Here is a 14,942-nt window from a genome sequence, read left to right as displayed (position 1 = left end):
ACTTATAGCCGGTCGCTCAGGAGCTGGGCGAGCTTGGTGTGGACCTCGTCGGTGAAGGGGCGGACGTACAGCTCGGCCAACCGGGTCTGGCCGTGGGACTTCTTCGCCACCAGCACCATGACGTCGCCCGAGTTGGTGCCGTCCAGCGAGCAGGTGCGGGTAGTGCTGCCGGCCACGCCGCCGAGCGGTTTCGCCGGGCCCTTGCAGTCCCTGGTCCACTCCTTGACCAGGGAGGCGACCTGCCCGGTGCCCGGGACGACGGTGACGAACAGGTCGAGCAGCTGCCGGCCGCCGGTCCGGCTGGCGTAGTTGCAGTGGTAGGTCGTGGCGTCCCGCTGCGTCGTCTTCACCTCCTCGACCGCGTAAGTGTCCAAGGCGACGCCCATCGCGGCGCTCGACTCCGTCACGCCCAGGAACGGGCAGGCCGACGTCACCTTGGCCGGTGAGTTCGGCGGTGGCGGCTGCGGCGTGGTCGGCGGCTGGGAGCCCGGCCCCGGGCCCAGCGCCGGCGCCTCCGACGACGGCGCGGTCGTCGTCGGCCGTGCCGGTGTCGTGGTCGCGGTGGTCTGGGCCACCGGTGCCGGCGTCGAGCACGCCGTCAGCAGCGCCAGCGCGGCGGCCGTCGCCAGGATTCCCCCTCGGTTCCCCATCCCCGGAGAATAGCCCGACTTCCGGCGGTTCCGGCGGCTTTTCCGGTGCGGTAGACCGGGACCATGTCGAAGTGGGCCGGATTCTTCGCCGCCGTCGTCCTGACCCTCGGGCTCGCCACCCCCGCGCAAGCCGCCGAACCCGCCGCGTCCGTCACCGACGTCCAGGTGACCGGGCCGGCCGCGCAGCGGTTCAACCTCGTCGTCCTCGGGGACGGCTACACCGCGGCCGAACAGGCGAAGTTCTTCGCCGACGTCCAGCGGCACGTGAGCACCCTCTGGTCGCTCGAGCCGTTCAAGTCCTACCGCAGCTACTTCAACGTCTACGCCGTGTCGATCGCCTCGCCCGAGTCCGGTGTGGACTGTGACCCCGCGCTCGACGCGCCGAAGCGGGACACCCCGTTGAACATGGGTTTCTGGGGCGGCTGCAACGCACAGAGCGTCCAGCGGCTGCTGACCGTCGACGACGACGCCGCGCAGCGGTACGCCGATCTCGTCCCCGGCACGACCCGGGCCAACCGGCAGATCCTCGCCCTGGCCAACAGCGGCACGTACGGCGGCGCGGGCGGCACGTACGCGACGGCGTCCGGCGGGAACGCGCTGTCCGCCCTGATCTCCCCGCACGAGCTGGGTCACTCGCTCGGCGGTCTCGACGACGAGTACGACTACTACGCCCGCAACGTCCCGGGTGGCGCGTACGAGGGCGGCGAGCCGGACTCGATCCACCACACCCTGCTCACCGAACAGCAGCTGCGCGACCAGCACGCGAAGTGGTGGCGCTGGCTGGGCGAGCCCAGCGAGTCCGGCGGCCGGATCGGGCGGTTCGAAGGCGGCCTCTACACCCAGACCGGCGTCTGGCGGCCCAGCGCGCACTCGATGATGAAGACGCTCGGCTACGCGTTCGACCAGGTCGGCCGCGAGCGGATGACGCAGCGGATCTCGGCGAAGGTGCCGCTGATCGGCGGCGGCACCCCGGCGGGGACGATCGGGGCCGACCGCGTCGTGTGGGTGCGGCCGATGCACCCGGTGAGCCACCGCCTCGACGTGACCTGGACCCTCGACGGCCGTCCGCTGCGCGGTTCCGACGCGCTCGACCTCCGGCAGGCGCACGTCCGGCCGGGCAAGCACACGCTGACGGCGACGGTGACCGACCCGACGCCGTTCGTCCGCGACCCGGCTGTCCGGCCGACGGCGACCCGCACGTGGACGGTCGACACCTCGGTGGTCACGCCACCGGCCGGTGGTCCGGCGGTCGTGGCGTCGACCCCGGTCACGGCCCCGGTCGGCGGCCACGACGTCGTGTACGTCGAGACGGGGGAGCCGACGGGGTCGATCCCGCCGGTCCGCTGGACCCTCGACGGCCGGCCGGCCGGCAGCGGCCCGGACTTCGCCTTGAAGGAGTCGCGCGGACAGCACAAGCTCGCGGCGACGACCGGCGGGACCACGCTGACCTGGACGGTGGACGCGGACGGCCCGACGACGACGGTCTCGCTGCCGTCGGACCAGGTGTTCCACGGTTCGTTCACGATGAAGCTGACGGCGTCCGACGGGATGCCGGAGTTCCGCGTGGACGGCGACGGCTGGCACAAGTACTACGGCTGGCCGACGGACCCGGACGCGCCGTACCTGTTCACCGCACGCGGGACGGAGATCGACGGGTTGGCGTACGGAAACCTCGGGTCCGGTGGGTTGACGGTGTCACCGTTCGCCACCCGCACACCGGGTTACGGCCGCCATCGGATCGAGTACCGTTCGATCGACGCGGCGGGCAACGTGGGCCCGACGCGGTCGATCGTGGTGACGCTGCTGCCGTAGGAGGAGGTCGAAACGGATGACGGGCGAGGCTGGGTTTCGCGCCCGGCTTCTGGCGGAGGTGGCGGCCGGGCGGAGCGTCATCGAGATCAGGCCGCTCCTCGTCGAGCAGCTCGAGCGCGGGGTGAAACGCGAGGACCTGTATCAGGAGCTCATCGACACCATGCTCTTCTTACGCGCCGAAGGCCGGGACGATGACGAGGATGCGGTAGCCGACGTCGCTGACCTGATGTCGAACTGGGTGCTGCCCGAATATCGAGTGTGATCCAGCCGACCCGGAGCGCGGGCCGGCCGGGTTCCTGCCGTGATCAGCGGGGCCGGCCGGGGACGCCCGGCCGGGTCTGCCATGGGTGCGGCCCGTCCAACGGCCGGTACTCGACGCCGAGGGCGTCCAGCCGCGGCAAGTGGTGGTCCCGCAACCGCGGCAGGAACTCCGCGTAATCCCGCGCCCCGCTGCTCCACGCCACCTCCGCGAACGCCGACAACCGCGGGAACGCCAGGTAGTCCACCCGCCGCACGTCGTCCAGGTGCTCGCTCCACACCTGGGCCTGCACCCCGCGCAGCCGCGGCCCGGTCAGCGCCGGCTCGTAGGCGTACACGTCTTCGACGGTGTGGACCATGCCGACCGGGATCGGCTCGTCCGGGTGCGACGACTGCCGGTGGTCGAGATACACGTGCTGCTCCGGGCACATCACGACGTCGTGCCCGGCCGCGGCCGCGCGGACGCCCGCCTCTTCGTTCTGCCACGAGCCGATCACCATCGGGGGCAGATCGGGGATGTCGAGGACCTCGTCCCAGCCCATCGGCGTCCGGCCACGCGAAACCAGGTGCTCGGCCAGCAGCCGGACGAACTTGCGGTGCTCGTCCGTCGCGCCCGGGGTCTCGTCGCCGCCCAGGGCGATCACCTTCGACGGGAAGATTTCCAGCAAGTGGTCGAACACCTGCTTGAAGAAGTCCAAAGTAGACGAAGAAGGCGAGAGCAGCGAAGTGCTGATGCCCCAGGAAGTCCAGATCTCGTAAGACTCCGAAGTCCCCAGCGAAGGGTAAGCCGCCAAAGCCGCCCGGGCGTGTCCGGGGATGTCGATCTCCGGCACCACCGTGACGGCCCGGGAAGCCGCGTACGCCACGATTTCCCGCAGGTCGTCCCCGGTGTAGAACCCGCCGTGCGGACGGCCGTCCTGCTCGCCCCCGCTGCCCACCATCGACGACGGCCGCCAGCCACCCACCGACGTCAGGCGCGGAAACTCGGGAACCTCGAACCGCCAGCCCTGGTCGTCGGTCAGGTGCAGGTTGAGCACGTTCAGCTTGTGCGCGGCCAGCAAGTCGATGAACCGCAGCACTTCGGCCTTGGTCCGGTAGTGCCGGGCGACGTCGAGCAGGCACCCGCGCCAGGCGAACCGCGGCTGGTCTTCCACGACGCCGCACGGCAACGACAAAGCGTCCCCGAGAGAAGCCGCCCGGAACGCCGAAGGCCCCGCGAGCTGACGCAGCGTCTGCCGCCCGTACACCTCCCCGGCGAGATCGCCGCAGTGCAGCACCACACCCGACGGCGAGATCTCCAGCCGGTACGCCTCGGCCGGCAGGGACGCGGCCCGGGCGTCCACTGTGGACGGCCACGGGCACGAACCCGCCGTCGGCGTCACGGAAACCGGGCGGGGGAGCAAGGTATCGAAAGCCATGTCAGCCCTTCACGGCGCCGGCCATCCCGGACACCAGCCGTCGTTGCACGAGGACGAAGAACACGAGAACCGGGATCGTCATCAGCGTCGAGGACGCCATCACCGCACCCCAGTCGGTGTCCTCCGGCTTGAAGAACACCAGGATCGCCTGCGGCAGCGTCTGGTTCTCGGTCTTGGAGATGATGAACGTCTTGGCGAAGAGGAAGTCGTTCCAGGCGTGGATGAACGCGAGCACGCTCACCGCGACCAGCCCGGGCGCCACCAGCGGGAACAGGATCTGCCAGGTGAACCGCATGCGTGACGCGCCGTCGAGCTTGGCCGCCTCTTCGAGCTCCACCGGCACCGCGGCGACGAACCCGCGCAGCATCCAGATCGCGAACGGCAGGCTGAACGCCAGGTGCACCAGCACCAGCGAGCCCAGCTCGTTGAGCCCGAACGCCGGCGCGACGCCGCCGATCTGCCGCATCAGGAAGAACAGCGGGATGGTCAGCGCCTCCACCGGAACCATCTGCGCGACCAGGATCATCACCAGCAGCACGGTCCGGCCCTTGAACGAAAACCGCGTCAGCGCGACCGCCGAAAGGAACGACAGCAGCAGCGAAAGCACGACGACGACCAGCGCCACCACCAGGCTGTTCACGAAGAACCGCCCGAAGCCGGACACCGTGAGCACGCGCTCGAAGCTGTCGAGCGACGGGCTGAACGTCCACGGTTTCGGGTTCGCCGACTGGATCTCACCCGGCGATTTGAACGCCGAGAGCAGCATCCAGTACAGCGGGAACGCGACGACCCCGGCGATCACGACCGTGACGACCTCGGCGATCAGCCGGCCGGGCCGGCGGACAGCTACAGCCATGCCGCGCTCCGGCGTTGCGACCGGACGTACAGCCCGGTGACCGAGAGCAGCAAGAGCGTCATGACGACTCCGATCGCCGAGCCGAGGCCGTACTCCTGCCCGGCGAAAGCCTGTTGGTAGGCGTAGACGTTGAGGACCAGGTTGCGGCCGGCGACGCCGCCGCCGTTGGTCATCACGTAGATCTGGGTGAAGACCTTGAAGTCCCAGATGATCGACTGGACGGTCGCGATCATCAGCAGCGGCCGCACCATCGGCAGCACGATCGACCAGCTCGTGCGCCACACCGACGCGCCGTCGAGCGACGCGGCCTCCAGGACCTCGTCCGGGACACCCTTGATGCCGGCGTACATCGTGACCAGCACGAACGGGAACGAGCACCAGATCACCTCGGCGGCGACCAGCCCGAACGCGCCGAACGTGCCGAAGGTCCACGAGTGGTGCTCGAACGGCAGCCCGATCCCCGACAGCACCTCGTTGACCAGGCCGAAGTCGGTGTCGAAGAGGAACAGCCAGACGTAGGAGCCCGCGATCGCCGGCGTCGACCACGCGCCGAGCGCGGCCAGGAACAGCAGCGTCCGGGGGAGCGAACGCACGCGCGAAGCCAGCACCGCGAGCCCGGTGCCGACGACGAGACTGCCGATGACGCACGCCGCCGCGAACCCGACCGTCTTGCCGAGCACGGTCCAGAACTGCACCTCGGACAGCAGGTCGGCGTAGTTGTCGAAGCCGAGGAACACCAGCGGCGCGTTGCCCGCGGCCTGTGGCTGGCCGTAGTCGTAGAACGAGATCAGGACCAGCTGGTAGATCGGGTAGGCCAGCATCGCCGCGAGCAGGATGCCCGCCGGGGCGAGGTAGAGCGCGGCGGCCCGGCCGTCCCCCTTCCGCCGCGGCCGCCGCGCGGGCGCCGTGACGGAAGGGGCTTCCTGGACGGTCACCACTACCCGAAGGCCTTGTCCATCGCCGCGGCCGCGTCGGTCAGCGCCGCCGCCGGGTCCTTGCCGCCGGTCGCGATCTGCTGGACGGCGGTCGGCAGCACGTTCTGGCTGTCGATCTTCGACCACGCCGGGGTCGCCGGGACGAACTTCGTGCCCGCCTTCAGCGTGTCGACGAACGGCTTGAGGAACGGGTCGTTCGCCGCGAGCTTCTGCTGCACGCTGCTCAAGGTCGGCAGGTTCCCCATCGCCGTGTACATCTTCTCCTGGTACTTCGCGCCGCCGAGCAGCTCGATGAACTCCAGCGCCAGGCCGCGGTGCTTGGAAGCGTTGAAGACACCCAGGAGGTTGCCGCCGGCGAACGCGGGGGCGACGCTGCCCGCGGTCGTGCCGGGGATCGGGACGACGGCGTACTTGCCCTTGACCGCGCCCTGTTCGACGGCCTTGCGGTTGAAGTCGCCGCCGATGGTCATCCCGGCCTTGCCGCCGGCGAACGCCGTGACGCTCTGCGTGCCGGTCAGGTTCGCGCACTGCGCGGGCGGGCAGATGTCGTCCTTGAGCAGGCTCGCGTACTGCGTCACGCCGGCCTTGGCCTTGTCCTCGGTGACCGCCGACTTCCACTTGCCGCCGTTGTCCGTCGCCAGCTCACCGCCGTTGGCCCAGAGGAACGGCAGCATCGCGTAGGTGTACTTGCCGCCGACGGAGATGCCGTAGAGGTCCGGCTTGGCGGCGCGGATGCGACGGGCGGTGTCGGTCAGTTCGGTGAGCGTCGTCGGCGGCTTGAGGCCCAGCTCGGTGAAGACGTCCGTGCGGTAGTAGAGCGCGCGGATGCCGGTGTACCAGGGCAGGCCGTAGGTCTTGCCGCCGGACTTCGCCGTGTCCAGCACGGTCGGGATGAGGTCCTTGCCCCCGCTCCACGACGCGAGGTCGCCGGTCAGGTCGGCCAGCGCGCCGGTGGCGGCGTAGCTGGAGACGTCGGTGTTGCCGAACTCGGCGACGTCCGGCGCGTTGTTCGGGTCGTTGAAGGCGCCGGAGAACTTGTCGGCGCGGCCCTCGACCGGCACCCACTGGACGTCGACCTCGACGCCCTGGTGCGCGGCCTTGAACTCGGTGATGGCGTCCTTGACCGCGGCCTCCTTCGGCGCGCGGTTGGCCTCGTCGAACAGCCAGACGCGGACGGTGCCGGTCTTGTCGTCCCCGCCGGAGCCGGCGGGCGCGGACTGGGTGGGCGCGCAGCCGGCGAGCAGGGCCAGCCCGGCGATCAAGGGCAGGGTGCGGCGCAGTCTCATGACGAATCCTCCAGTGGGTGCCCGAACGGCGTCAGGCGAAGTGAACCGAGTTGACGTCGGGCACCGCGAGGCTGCCGGCGACCGCGCCGGGCAGGCCGGTGGCCGGGTCGCGCGGCAGCCACGTGACGGTGCCGGACCGCTGGTTCGACACGTAGAACCAGTTCTCGCCCGGATCGAGGGCGACGTGCCGCGGCCAGTTGCCGCCACTGGACACAGTGGACACCAGCTTCAGCGAGTCACCGGCGACCGAGAACGTCGCCAGGGTGTTGGGCCCGCGGACGGTGGCGTAGGCGAACTTCCCGTCCTTCGACAGGGCGATCTCGCCCGGGAACAGGTCGCCGGTGCTGCCCGGCGGCACGGCCGGGACGACGGAAAGCGCCTTCAGCGTCCCGGTGGCCGCGTCCCAGCTCGCGACCGTCACCTCCGGGCGCAGTTCCTGCAGGATGTAGGCGAACGTCCCGGTCTTGTCGAACGCGAGGTGCCGCGGCCCGGCGCCGGCCGGCAGCTTCAGCTGCTGGTGCAGCGAAAGCTTTCCGGTGGCGACGTCGAGGGAGTAGACGTACACCGAGTCGGCGCCGAGGTCGACCGACAGCACCCAGCGCCCGGTCGGGTCGTTGACGACCTGGTGGGCGTGGGCCTGCCCGGAGGAGGCCTTGTGCGTCACCAGGTCGGTGGCCGCGCCGAGCTTGCCGCCGGCCAGGATCGGCAGCACGACGACGCTGCCCGAGCTGTAGTTCGCCGCCAGCACGTACTTCTGGCTCGAATGCACGCTCAGGTGCGTCGGCGCGCCGCCCTTCGAGGAAACCTTGTTGAGCAGCTTGGGATTCGTCGCGTCGGCGATGTTCAACGCCGAGACGTACCCGTTGGGGTCACCTTCGTTGGTGACGTACAGCGTCTTTCCGTCGGCGCCGCGGTCGAACCACGACGTGTCGGTGATGCCGGGCACCGTGCGCACCGGTCCCAGGGTGGCGCCCGACCGGCTCGAGACGTCGAGGCCGTGGCCGCCCGCCCCGCTGGTGTAACTGCCGATGTACACGGTTCCTCCGGCGATGCAGCCCTTCGAAGTGGTGGCCGCGGATGCGAGCTGCGCACCGAGAACGGTGGCGGCACTCGCGCCCGCGGCGGCGCCGAGGAACGTGCGACGGGAAAGTCCGGTCATCATTGTCTCCCAACGGTTCGGGCGGCGGCTTCCCTCCAGTATGGTCTAGACCACGGCCATGAGCAATGCCGAAACCCCGAATCCGGAAACGGAAAGCACGGTTTCCAGCGCGGTCCAGGACTTCAGCGTCTGCATGACGCTCATGTTGAAGTACCGCGAAACGATCCAGAAGCCGCCGTCGTTGACGTGCGAGGCGATGATCGACCCGGCCGAGATCGCCATGACCAGCAAGGCCAGCTGCACCTGCGAGTACCCGAGCTGCGCCACGGTCGGCGCGATGATCCCGCTCGTGGTCACGATGGCGACGGTGGCCGAACCCTGCGCGATGCGCATGCCGCAGCTGATGACGTACGCCGCGAGCAGCACCGGCAGCCCGGCGTCGTGCAGCGAGTCGGCGACGGCCTTGCCGATGCCGGTGGCCGACAGCACCGCGCCGAAGAACGCGCCCGCGCCGACGACCAGCAGGATCATCGCGACCGGCCGCAGCGACTTCGCGGCCAGCTCGTTGAGGTCCTTGCCGGTGAACCCGCGGCGCAGCCCGAGCAGCCAGGACGCGAGCAGCACGGCGACGGTCAGGGCCACCGCCGGAGTGCCGATGAACGCGGCGACTCCCGAGAGCGCGGAGCCCTTCGGCAGCCAGATGCTGCCGAACGTGCCGGCCAGGATCAGCACCAGCGGCACCGCGATGATCGAGCCGACCAGCGCCAGCGACGGCACGTTCTCCTCCTGCTCGCCCTCCTCCTCGGCGACGATCATCTCTTCGGGCACGGCGACGTCGATGCGCTTGCCGATCCAGGTCGCGTAGGCCACGCCGCCGATCAGGAACGCGGGGATGCCGCACGCCAGGCCCATCAGGATGATCCAGCCGAGCTCGACGTGCAGCAGACCGGCCGCGGCGACCGGACCCGGGTGCGGCGGCAGGAAGGCGTGCGTGATCGACAGACCGGCGATCAGCGGCATCGCGTACAGCACGAGGGAGCGCTTTCCCTGCTTCGCGGCGACGTACACCAGCGGTGCCAGGACGAAGATGCCGATGTCGAAGAACACCGGGATGCCGAAGATGAACCCGGCGACACCCATCGCCAGCGGCGCCCGCTTCTCGCCGAACGCCCGCAGCAGCGCGCCGGTGAGCACCTTCGCGCCACCCGAGCGTTCCAGGATCGACCCGAGCAGCGTGCCGAGCCCGATGATCGCCGTGATGTGCCCGAGGATGCTGCCGAACCCCTTTTCCAGCAAGGAGTCCGACGACTTCTGCGCGGTGCCGACGATCGTCCCGACCGGCAGGCCGGCGGCCAGCGCGGTGAGCAGGCCCACGACGATCAGCGCGATGAACGGCTCGATCTTCAGCTTGACGATCAGCAGCAACAGGACGGCGATCGAGACGGCGGCGAGCGTGAGCAGCCCGCCCGTGGTGTGTTGCAGCCAGTGGATCATCGGGCTCTCCGGGGGTTGCGCAGGGAGTGGCCGGCGAGGGCGCCGGTGGGACGGCCGTCGTCGAGGGCGGCGACGCCGTTGACGAAGACGTGGGTGATGCCCGCGGCGGGCTGCCGCGGGTCGTCGAAGGTGGCGGTGTCGGCGACCGCGTCCGGGTCGAACAGCACCAGGTCGGCGGCGTACCCGGCGCGCACCAGCCCGCGGTCGGCCAGGCGCAGCCGCCGGGCGGCCCGTCCGGTCAGGTGGGCCACGCACTCGGCCAGGTCCAGCACGCCCAGCTCGCGGACGTACCGGGCCAGGTAGCGGGGGAACGTGCCCCACGCGCGCGGGTGCGGCCGGGCGCCGACGAGGAGGCCGTCGCTGCCGCCGGTGTGCGTGCGGTGCCGCATGATGGCCTGGACGTTCTCCTCGTGCCCGACGTGCATCAGGCACGACGTGCCGAGCTTTTCGTCGAGGAGCGTGTCGAAGTACAGCTTCGCCGGTTCGGTGCCCCGCGTCCGCGCGGACGCGGCGACGCTGTGTCCGACGAGGTGGTTGTTGTGCTCGTGGCGGACGCCGTTGATTTCGATGGCGTCCCAGTCGATCGGGACGCCGTGCGCACCGTCCGAACCGGACTCTTCGATCTCGGCGCGGATCCGCTCGCGTTCGTCCACATCGGACAGCCGGGCGAGAGTGGCGTCCAGTCCGCCTTCGGTGGCCCAGCTCGGCAGCAGCGCGGAGAGGTAGGTCGCGCCCGGCAGGTACGGGTAGGTGTCGAGGGAGATGTCGCAGCCGTCGTCGAGCGCGTCGTCGAGGAGCTTCAGCAGGTCGGGCGCCTTGCCCTTGTTCACCGAGAAGTTCATCGTCGCGTGCGCGAGGTGCAGCGGGCAGCCCGATCGCCGGCTGACGTCGATCATCTCGGCGAACGCCTCGAGCGCGCCTTTGCCGTAGCTGCGGTGGTGCGGGCTGTAGAAGCCACCACCCTCGCCGACCACGCGGCACAGCTCGACCAGTTCGCTCGTCTCGGCGTACATCCCCGGGGTGTAGGTCAGGCCCGACGACATGCCCATCGCGCCCTCGTCCAAGCCGGTGGCGACGAGTTCCTTCATCCGCGTCAGCTCGGCGTCGGTCGCCGGGCGGTCGTCCCAGCCGACGGTGAGCATCCGGACCGTGCCCTGCGGCACCAGGTAGGCCGCGTTGACCGCGACGCCCTGGTCGAGGCGGTCGAGGTACTCGCCGACCGAGCGCCAGTTCCAGTCGAAGCCGGCCGGGTCGTCGTTCCAGCCGGCCAGCTGCTGCCGCAGCGCTTCGAGCACCGTGTCGTCCACCGGCGCGTACGACAGCCCGTCCTGCCCGAGCACCTCGGTCGTGACGCCCTGCGTGATCTTGGCCGGGTGGTCCGGATTGGCCAGCAGCTGCAGGTCGGAGTGCGAGTGCATGTCGATGAACCCGGGCGCGAGCACCAGGCCGTCCGCGTCGATCGTCCGGCCGCCGGTGAGCGACCCGGCCTCGGCGACCTCCGCGATCCGCCCGTCGGTGATCCCGACGTCGTGGCGGGCGAGGGGCTCGCCGGTGCCGTCCGCGACCAGCGCGTTCTTGACGACGACGTCCATCAGAACCACGTCCGCACGAGGTCGACGACGGTTTCGCCGTCGGCGGCGGTCACCGGCAGCAGCGGCCACTTGTCGAACACCGTGCACGGGTGCGACAGGCCGAGCCCGACCCAGTCGCCCACCTCGACCGGCGAGCCGGCGGGCAGCGTGAGGAAGGCGTGCTGGTCGTTCATCTTCGCGACGACGTGGCCTTCGAGCGGCTCGGCGGGCCCGTTCGGGGTCCGGCGCAGCTGCGGCTCGGGCATGCCCTCGTCGAAGGACGCGTCACGCTTGCCGATGGTCAGCAGCGCGAGCTCGTCCGACGGCTTCGACGTCACCTGCGCCCAGGCACGCAGGGCGGGCCGGAACGACGCGACGCCGTCGATGCGCGGGTGGTCGCCGAGCGGGGAGATTTCGCGGTAGAAACCGTCGTCGTGGGTGACGTAGGCGCCGCTGCGCAGCACCGGCAGCACGTCGAGCCCGGCCGGCCACGGCTTGGTCAGCTCGTTGGCGACCTGGTCGAAGTACGCGCTGCCGCCGGCGGTGACGATGACCTGCCCGTCGAGCAGTCCCTTGTCCGCGAACGCGATCGCGAGGTCGCGCAGACCGTCCACATAGGAGCTGATCAGGGCGAGCGCGGCTTCGTCGGTGTGGTGGGAGAGCGCGCCTTCGTACCCGCCGGTGCCGCGCAGCCGCAGGACCGGGCTGGCGTCCACGGCTTCGGCGACGGCCCAGGCGGTCGCGGTGTCGCGCACGCCCGTGCGGCCGCCGTCGGCGCCGAGTTCGAGCAGGACGTCCACCGGGCGTTCGCTGCCCGCGAGGGCTTCGGTCATGAGCTCGACGCCGCGGACCGAGTCGACCCAGCAGACGAACTCGAACGCGGGGTCCGCGGCCAGCTCGGCGGCCAGCCAGCGCAGGCCGGCCGGGTCCAGGAACTGGTTGGCGAGCAGGATCCGCGAGACGCCGAACGCGCGGTAGATCCGCAGGTGTCCGGCGTTCGCGCAGGTCACGCCCCAGGCGCCGTGCTCGATCTGGCGCGCGAAGAGCTGCGGTGCCATGGTCGTCTTGCCGTGCGGGGCGAGCACGACGCCGCGGGCGGCGCACCAGGCGGCCATGGTCCGCAGGTTGTGTTCGAGCGCTTCTTCGTCGAGGACGACGAAGGGTGCGAAGAACCCGTCGGTGAAGAGGTTGAGCCGGCGGTCCGCGGCCTCGTCCAGGGTGAGCCCGGTCAGGGCGGGGGCAGCCGAGCGGAAGCGCCAGTCGACCCGCTCCTGGCGGAGCGTGTCGAGCGCGGCGGTGTTCATGGTGCAAGCGGCGGGTTCATTCATCGGCGGCGACCTCGGTTGCGTATGTTGCAACGACTGTTGCGCATTTTGAGTGCCATAGGTGTAGCATCCGGGTCGCCACAGGTCAACGGGGTGACGGACAGGGGAGACGGAAAGTGACGAGCGGGCCCGAGGTGCTGTGTATCGGCGAAACGATGGCGCTGTTCGTGCCCGCCGAGCCCGGCCCGCCGGACGAGGTGAAGCGGTGGGTGCGCACGATCGGCGGCGCCGAGTCGAACGTGGCCTGCAACCTGCCGACGCTGGGCGTGCGCAGCGGCTGGGTCAGCGCGGTCGGCGACGACCCGTTCGGCCGGGCGATGCTGCGGGAGGTCGCTTCCCACGGCGTCGACGTCAGCGCGTGCGTCGTCGACCCGACGCGCCCGACCGGGCTCTACGTCAAGGAAAGCGGCGCCGGCGGCAGCCCGGTGCGCTACTACCGGGCGGGCTCGGCGGCGTCGGCGCTGGACCCGTCGCTGCTGGAGCGGCTCGACCTCGACGGCGTCCGCGTGCTGCACCTGTCCGGTATCACCCCGGCGTTGTCCGGCAGCTGCCTCGCGCTGGTGCGCGCGCTGCTGGCGCTGCCCCGCGGTGACCGGCTGATCTCCTTCGACGTCAACCTGCGCCCCGCGCTCTGGGCGGGCCGCGACCCGCGTCTGCTCGCCGAACTGGCCGGGCAGGCCGACATCGTCCTGACCGGCGACGACGAGGCCCAGCACGTCTGGGGGACCGGGGACCCCGCCGAGCTGCGGGCCCTGCTGCCCGGGCCGCGCACGCTGGTCGTCAAGCACGGCGAACGCGGCGCGACGCTGGTCGAGGGCGAGCCGCTGTTCGCGCCCGCGCTGAAGGTCGACGTCGTCGAGCCGGTCGGCGCCGGCGACGCGTTCGCCGCGGGCTTCCTCGCCGCCACCCTGCGCGGCGCCTCGCCTTTGGAACGGTTGCGGCAGGGGCATCTGCAAGCCGCGGTCACCCTGCTCACCCACGACGACGTCGGGGTGCCCCTGCCGCGTCCGGTGGTGGATAGCCTGCTGCAGGCGGACCCGGACGAATGGCGTTCGGCCCGGCTGACCGGAGAGGGGCTGGTGCGGACGTGAGCCAAAGCCTGGACCGCGCGCTGACGCTGCTGAACTCGATCGCGAAGGACGCGCGCACCCTCGACGACCTCGCCGAGGAGATCGGCGTGCACAAGTCGACCGTGCTGCGGCTGCTGCGCACGCTCGAGCAGCACCACTTCGTCCGCCGCGAAGGCGCTCGGTACTACCGGCTGGGCAGCGCGATGTTCGACCTGGCCAACCAGGCGCTCGACTCGATCGACGTCCGGCGCAGCGCCCAGCCCGCGCTGGCCGCGCTCAACGCGCGCACCGGCCACACCGTGCACCTGGCCAGCTACGACGACGGCGAAGTCGTCTACATCGACAAGTACGAGGGCCGGCACTCGGTCCGGATGTACTCGCGCGTCGGCAAACGGGCGCCGCTGCACTGCACAGCGGTGGGGAAAGTGCTGGTCGCGGCGATGCCGAAGGCCCGCCGCGAGGAGATCGCGCGGTCGATCGAGTACCCGGTGCGGACGCCGAACACGATCACCTCGGCCGCGGACTTCCTGGCGGAGCTGGACCGCGTCGCGCGGCTCGGGTACGCCGTCGACAACGCCGAGCACGAAGACTTCATCCACTGCATCGCCGCGCCGGTCCGCGGGGCGGACGGCGAAGTGCTGGCCGCCGCTTCGATGTCGGTGCCGAAGGTGCTGCTCGACTACGAAGGCCTGCTCGCGCTGGTGCCGGACCTGCGCGCCGCGACCACGGAAGCTTCCGTCCACAGTGGATGGACGGAGAACGGAAAGGGGCACTGATGAGCAAGACGGCAGTTTCCACCGAGAACGCGCCGAAGCCGCCGGCGAAGTTCTCGCAGGCCGTCCGCAAGGGGAACCTGCTGCAGGTCGCCGGCCAGGTCGGGTTCGACCCGGCCACGAACGAGATCGTCGGCGACGACGTCGTCGGCCAGACGCGGCAGACGTTCAAGAACATCGAGGCCGTGCTGGCGGAGGCGGGCTCGAGCCTCGCGGACGCGATCATGGTCCGGGTGTACCTGACCGACACCGCGCACTTCGCGCCCTTCAACGAGGTCTACAACGAGCTGATCGGCGACGCGCCGCACGCCGCCCGCACGACGGTGTACGTCGGCCTGCCGGGCGAGCTCCTCGTCGAGATCGACGTGCTCTGCGTGCTGGACTGACGTGTTCCC

The 14,942-nt window shown here is 70.7% G+C and carries 14 protein-coding genes; 5 read left to right on the top strand and 9 right to left on the bottom strand.

All coding sequences use genetic code 11. The features are described 5' to 3' along the window. Positions 1-2: 2 nt before the first annotated feature. A complete protein-coding gene (locus BLV96_RS50220; RefSeq protein WP_086672311.1) occupies positions 3-650 on the bottom strand; it encodes a hypothetical protein in 648 nt (215 codons plus the stop codon). Between the two features lie 63 nt (positions 651-713). Here BLV96_RS50220 and BLV96_RS47900 point away from each other — a divergent pair, with 63 nt between their 5' ends. Both BLV96_RS47900 and BLV96_RS47895 read left to right on the top strand, forming a co-directional pair. Continuing rightward, complete coding sequence (locus BLV96_RS47900) at positions 714-2,462, top strand: M64 family metallopeptidase (RefSeq protein ID WP_086672313.1); 1,749 nt, start codon at positions 714-716, stop codon at positions 2,460-2,462. Between the two features lie 16 nt (positions 2,463-2,478). Further along, a complete protein-coding gene (locus tag BLV96_RS47895; RefSeq protein WP_086672315.1) occupies positions 2,479-2,724 on the top strand; it encodes a hypothetical protein in 246 nt (81 codons plus the stop codon). A 43-nt stretch (positions 2,725-2,767) separates the two neighbouring features. Here BLV96_RS47895 and BLV96_RS47890 read toward each other — a convergent pair whose 3' ends face one another. The 8 genes from BLV96_RS47890 to BLV96_RS47855 are packed head-to-tail and all read right to left on the bottom strand — an operon-like array spanning position 2,768 to position 12,683. After that, entirely contained in the window at positions 2,768-4,138 is a 1,371-nt protein-coding gene (locus BLV96_RS47890) for a beta-N-acetylhexosaminidase (protein ID WP_086672317.1), read from the bottom strand. A 1-nt stretch (position 4,139) separates the two neighbouring features. Further along, complete coding sequence (locus tag BLV96_RS47885; protein WP_086672319.1) at positions 4,140-4,994, bottom strand: carbohydrate ABC transporter permease; 855 nt, start codon at positions 4,992-4,994, stop codon at positions 4,140-4,142. Then, positions 4,985-5,932, bottom strand: a complete 948-nt coding sequence (locus BLV96_RS47880) for a carbohydrate ABC transporter permease (protein ID WP_086672321.1) — start codon at positions 5,930-5,932, stop codon at positions 4,985-4,987. Before BLV96_RS47880 ends, BLV96_RS47885 begins: the two co-directional genes overlap by 10 nt. Then, a complete protein-coding gene (locus BLV96_RS47875; protein ID WP_086672323.1) occupies positions 5,932-7,215 on the bottom strand; it encodes an extracellular solute-binding protein in 1,284 nt (427 codons plus the stop codon). The genes BLV96_RS47880 and BLV96_RS47875 overlap by 1 nt, the downstream gene beginning before the upstream one ends. Positions 7,216-7,246: 31 nt before the next feature. Next, complete coding sequence (locus BLV96_RS47870; protein ID WP_086672363.1) at positions 7,247-8,374, bottom strand: lactonase family protein; 1,128 nt, start codon at positions 8,372-8,374, stop codon at positions 7,247-7,249. Positions 8,375-8,419: 45 nt separating this feature from the next. Next, positions 8,420-9,808 (bottom strand): GntP family permease, encoded by a 1,389-nt coding sequence (locus BLV96_RS47865; protein ID WP_086672325.1) that lies wholly within the window; start codon positions 9,806-9,808, stop codon positions 8,420-8,422. Then, positions 9,805-11,400 (bottom strand): N-acyl-D-amino-acid deacylase family protein, encoded by a 1,596-nt coding sequence (locus BLV96_RS47860; RefSeq protein WP_086672327.1) that lies wholly within the window; start codon positions 11,398-11,400, stop codon positions 9,805-9,807. The genes BLV96_RS47865 and BLV96_RS47860 overlap by 4 nt, the downstream gene beginning before the upstream one ends. Beyond that, positions 11,400-12,683, bottom strand: coding sequence for an amino acid deaminase (locus BLV96_RS47855; protein ID WP_425266229.1), 1,284 nt, complete (start codon positions 12,681-12,683; stop codon positions 11,400-11,402). The genes BLV96_RS47860 and BLV96_RS47855 overlap by 1 nt, the downstream gene beginning before the upstream one ends. A 137-nt stretch (positions 12,684-12,820) precedes the next feature. Between BLV96_RS47855 and BLV96_RS47850 the strand changes: the two genes are divergently transcribed. Genes BLV96_RS47850 through BLV96_RS47840 form a run of 3 tightly spaced genes read left to right on the top strand, consistent with a single transcriptional unit; the run spans position 12,821 to position 14,933 of the window. Continuing rightward, positions 12,821-13,795, top strand: a complete 975-nt coding sequence (locus BLV96_RS47850; RefSeq protein WP_086672330.1) for a sugar kinase — start codon at positions 12,821-12,823, stop codon at positions 13,793-13,795. Beyond that, positions 13,792-14,550 carry an IclR family transcriptional regulator gene (locus tag BLV96_RS47845; protein ID WP_086672332.1) on the top strand — a complete coding sequence of 253 codons (759 nt, stop codon included), beginning with the start codon at positions 13,792-13,794 and terminating at the stop codon, positions 14,548-14,550. Before BLV96_RS47850 ends, BLV96_RS47845 begins: the two co-directional genes overlap by 4 nt. Next, a complete protein-coding gene (locus tag BLV96_RS47840) occupies positions 14,550-14,933 on the top strand; it encodes a RidA family protein (protein WP_086672334.1) in 384 nt (127 codons plus the stop codon). The genes BLV96_RS47845 and BLV96_RS47840 overlap by 1 nt, the downstream gene beginning before the upstream one ends. Positions 14,934-14,942 lie beyond the last annotated feature (9 nt).

Source organism: Amycolatopsis pretoriensis, from assembly GCF_900107925.1.
GTDB classification, from domain to species: Bacteria; Actinomycetota; Actinomycetes; order Mycobacteriales; family Pseudonocardiaceae; genus Amycolatopsis; species Amycolatopsis pretoriensis.
Note: the sequence above shows the minus strand (reverse complement) of the source record. Positions and strands in the feature narration are given on the sequence as shown.

Coding starts and splice junctions, on each gene's coding strand:
- BLV96_RS50220 (WP_086672311.1), bottom strand. CDS start 650: ATGGGGAACCGAGGGGGAATCCTGGCGACGGCCGCCGCGCTGGCGCTG.
- BLV96_RS47900 (WP_086672313.1), top strand. CDS start 714: ATGTCGAAGTGGGCCGGATTCTTCGCCGCCGTCGTCCTGACCCTCGGG.
- BLV96_RS47895 (WP_086672315.1), top strand. CDS start 2,479: ATGACGGGCGAGGCTGGGTTTCGCGCCCGGCTTCTGGCGGAGGTGGCG.
- BLV96_RS47890 (WP_086672317.1), bottom strand. CDS start 4,138: ATGGCTTTCGATACCTTGCTCCCCCGCCCGGTTTCCGTGACGCCGACG.
- BLV96_RS47885 (WP_086672319.1), bottom strand. CDS start 4,994: ATGGCTGTAGCTGTCCGCCGGCCCGGCCGGCTGATCGCCGAGGTCGTC.
- BLV96_RS47875 (WP_086672323.1), bottom strand. CDS start 7,215: ATGAGACTGCGCCGCACCCTGCCCTTGATCGCCGGGCTGGCCCTGCTC.
- BLV96_RS47870 (WP_086672363.1), bottom strand. CDS start 8,374: ATGACCGGACTTTCCCGTCGCACGTTCCTCGGCGCCGCCGCGGGCGCG.
- BLV96_RS47865 (WP_086672325.1), bottom strand. CDS start 9,808: ATGATCCACTGGCTGCAACACACCACGGGCGGGCTGCTCACGCTCGCC.
- BLV96_RS47860 (WP_086672327.1), bottom strand. CDS start 11,400: ATGGACGTCGTCGTCAAGAACGCGCTGGTCGCGGACGGCACCGGCGAG.
- BLV96_RS47855 (WP_425266229.1), bottom strand. CDS start 12,683: ATGAACACCGCCGCGCTCGACACGCTCCGCCAGGAGCGGGTCGACTGG.
- BLV96_RS47840 (WP_086672334.1), top strand. CDS start 14,550: ATGAGCAAGACGGCAGTTTCCACCGAGAACGCGCCGAAGCCGCCGGCG.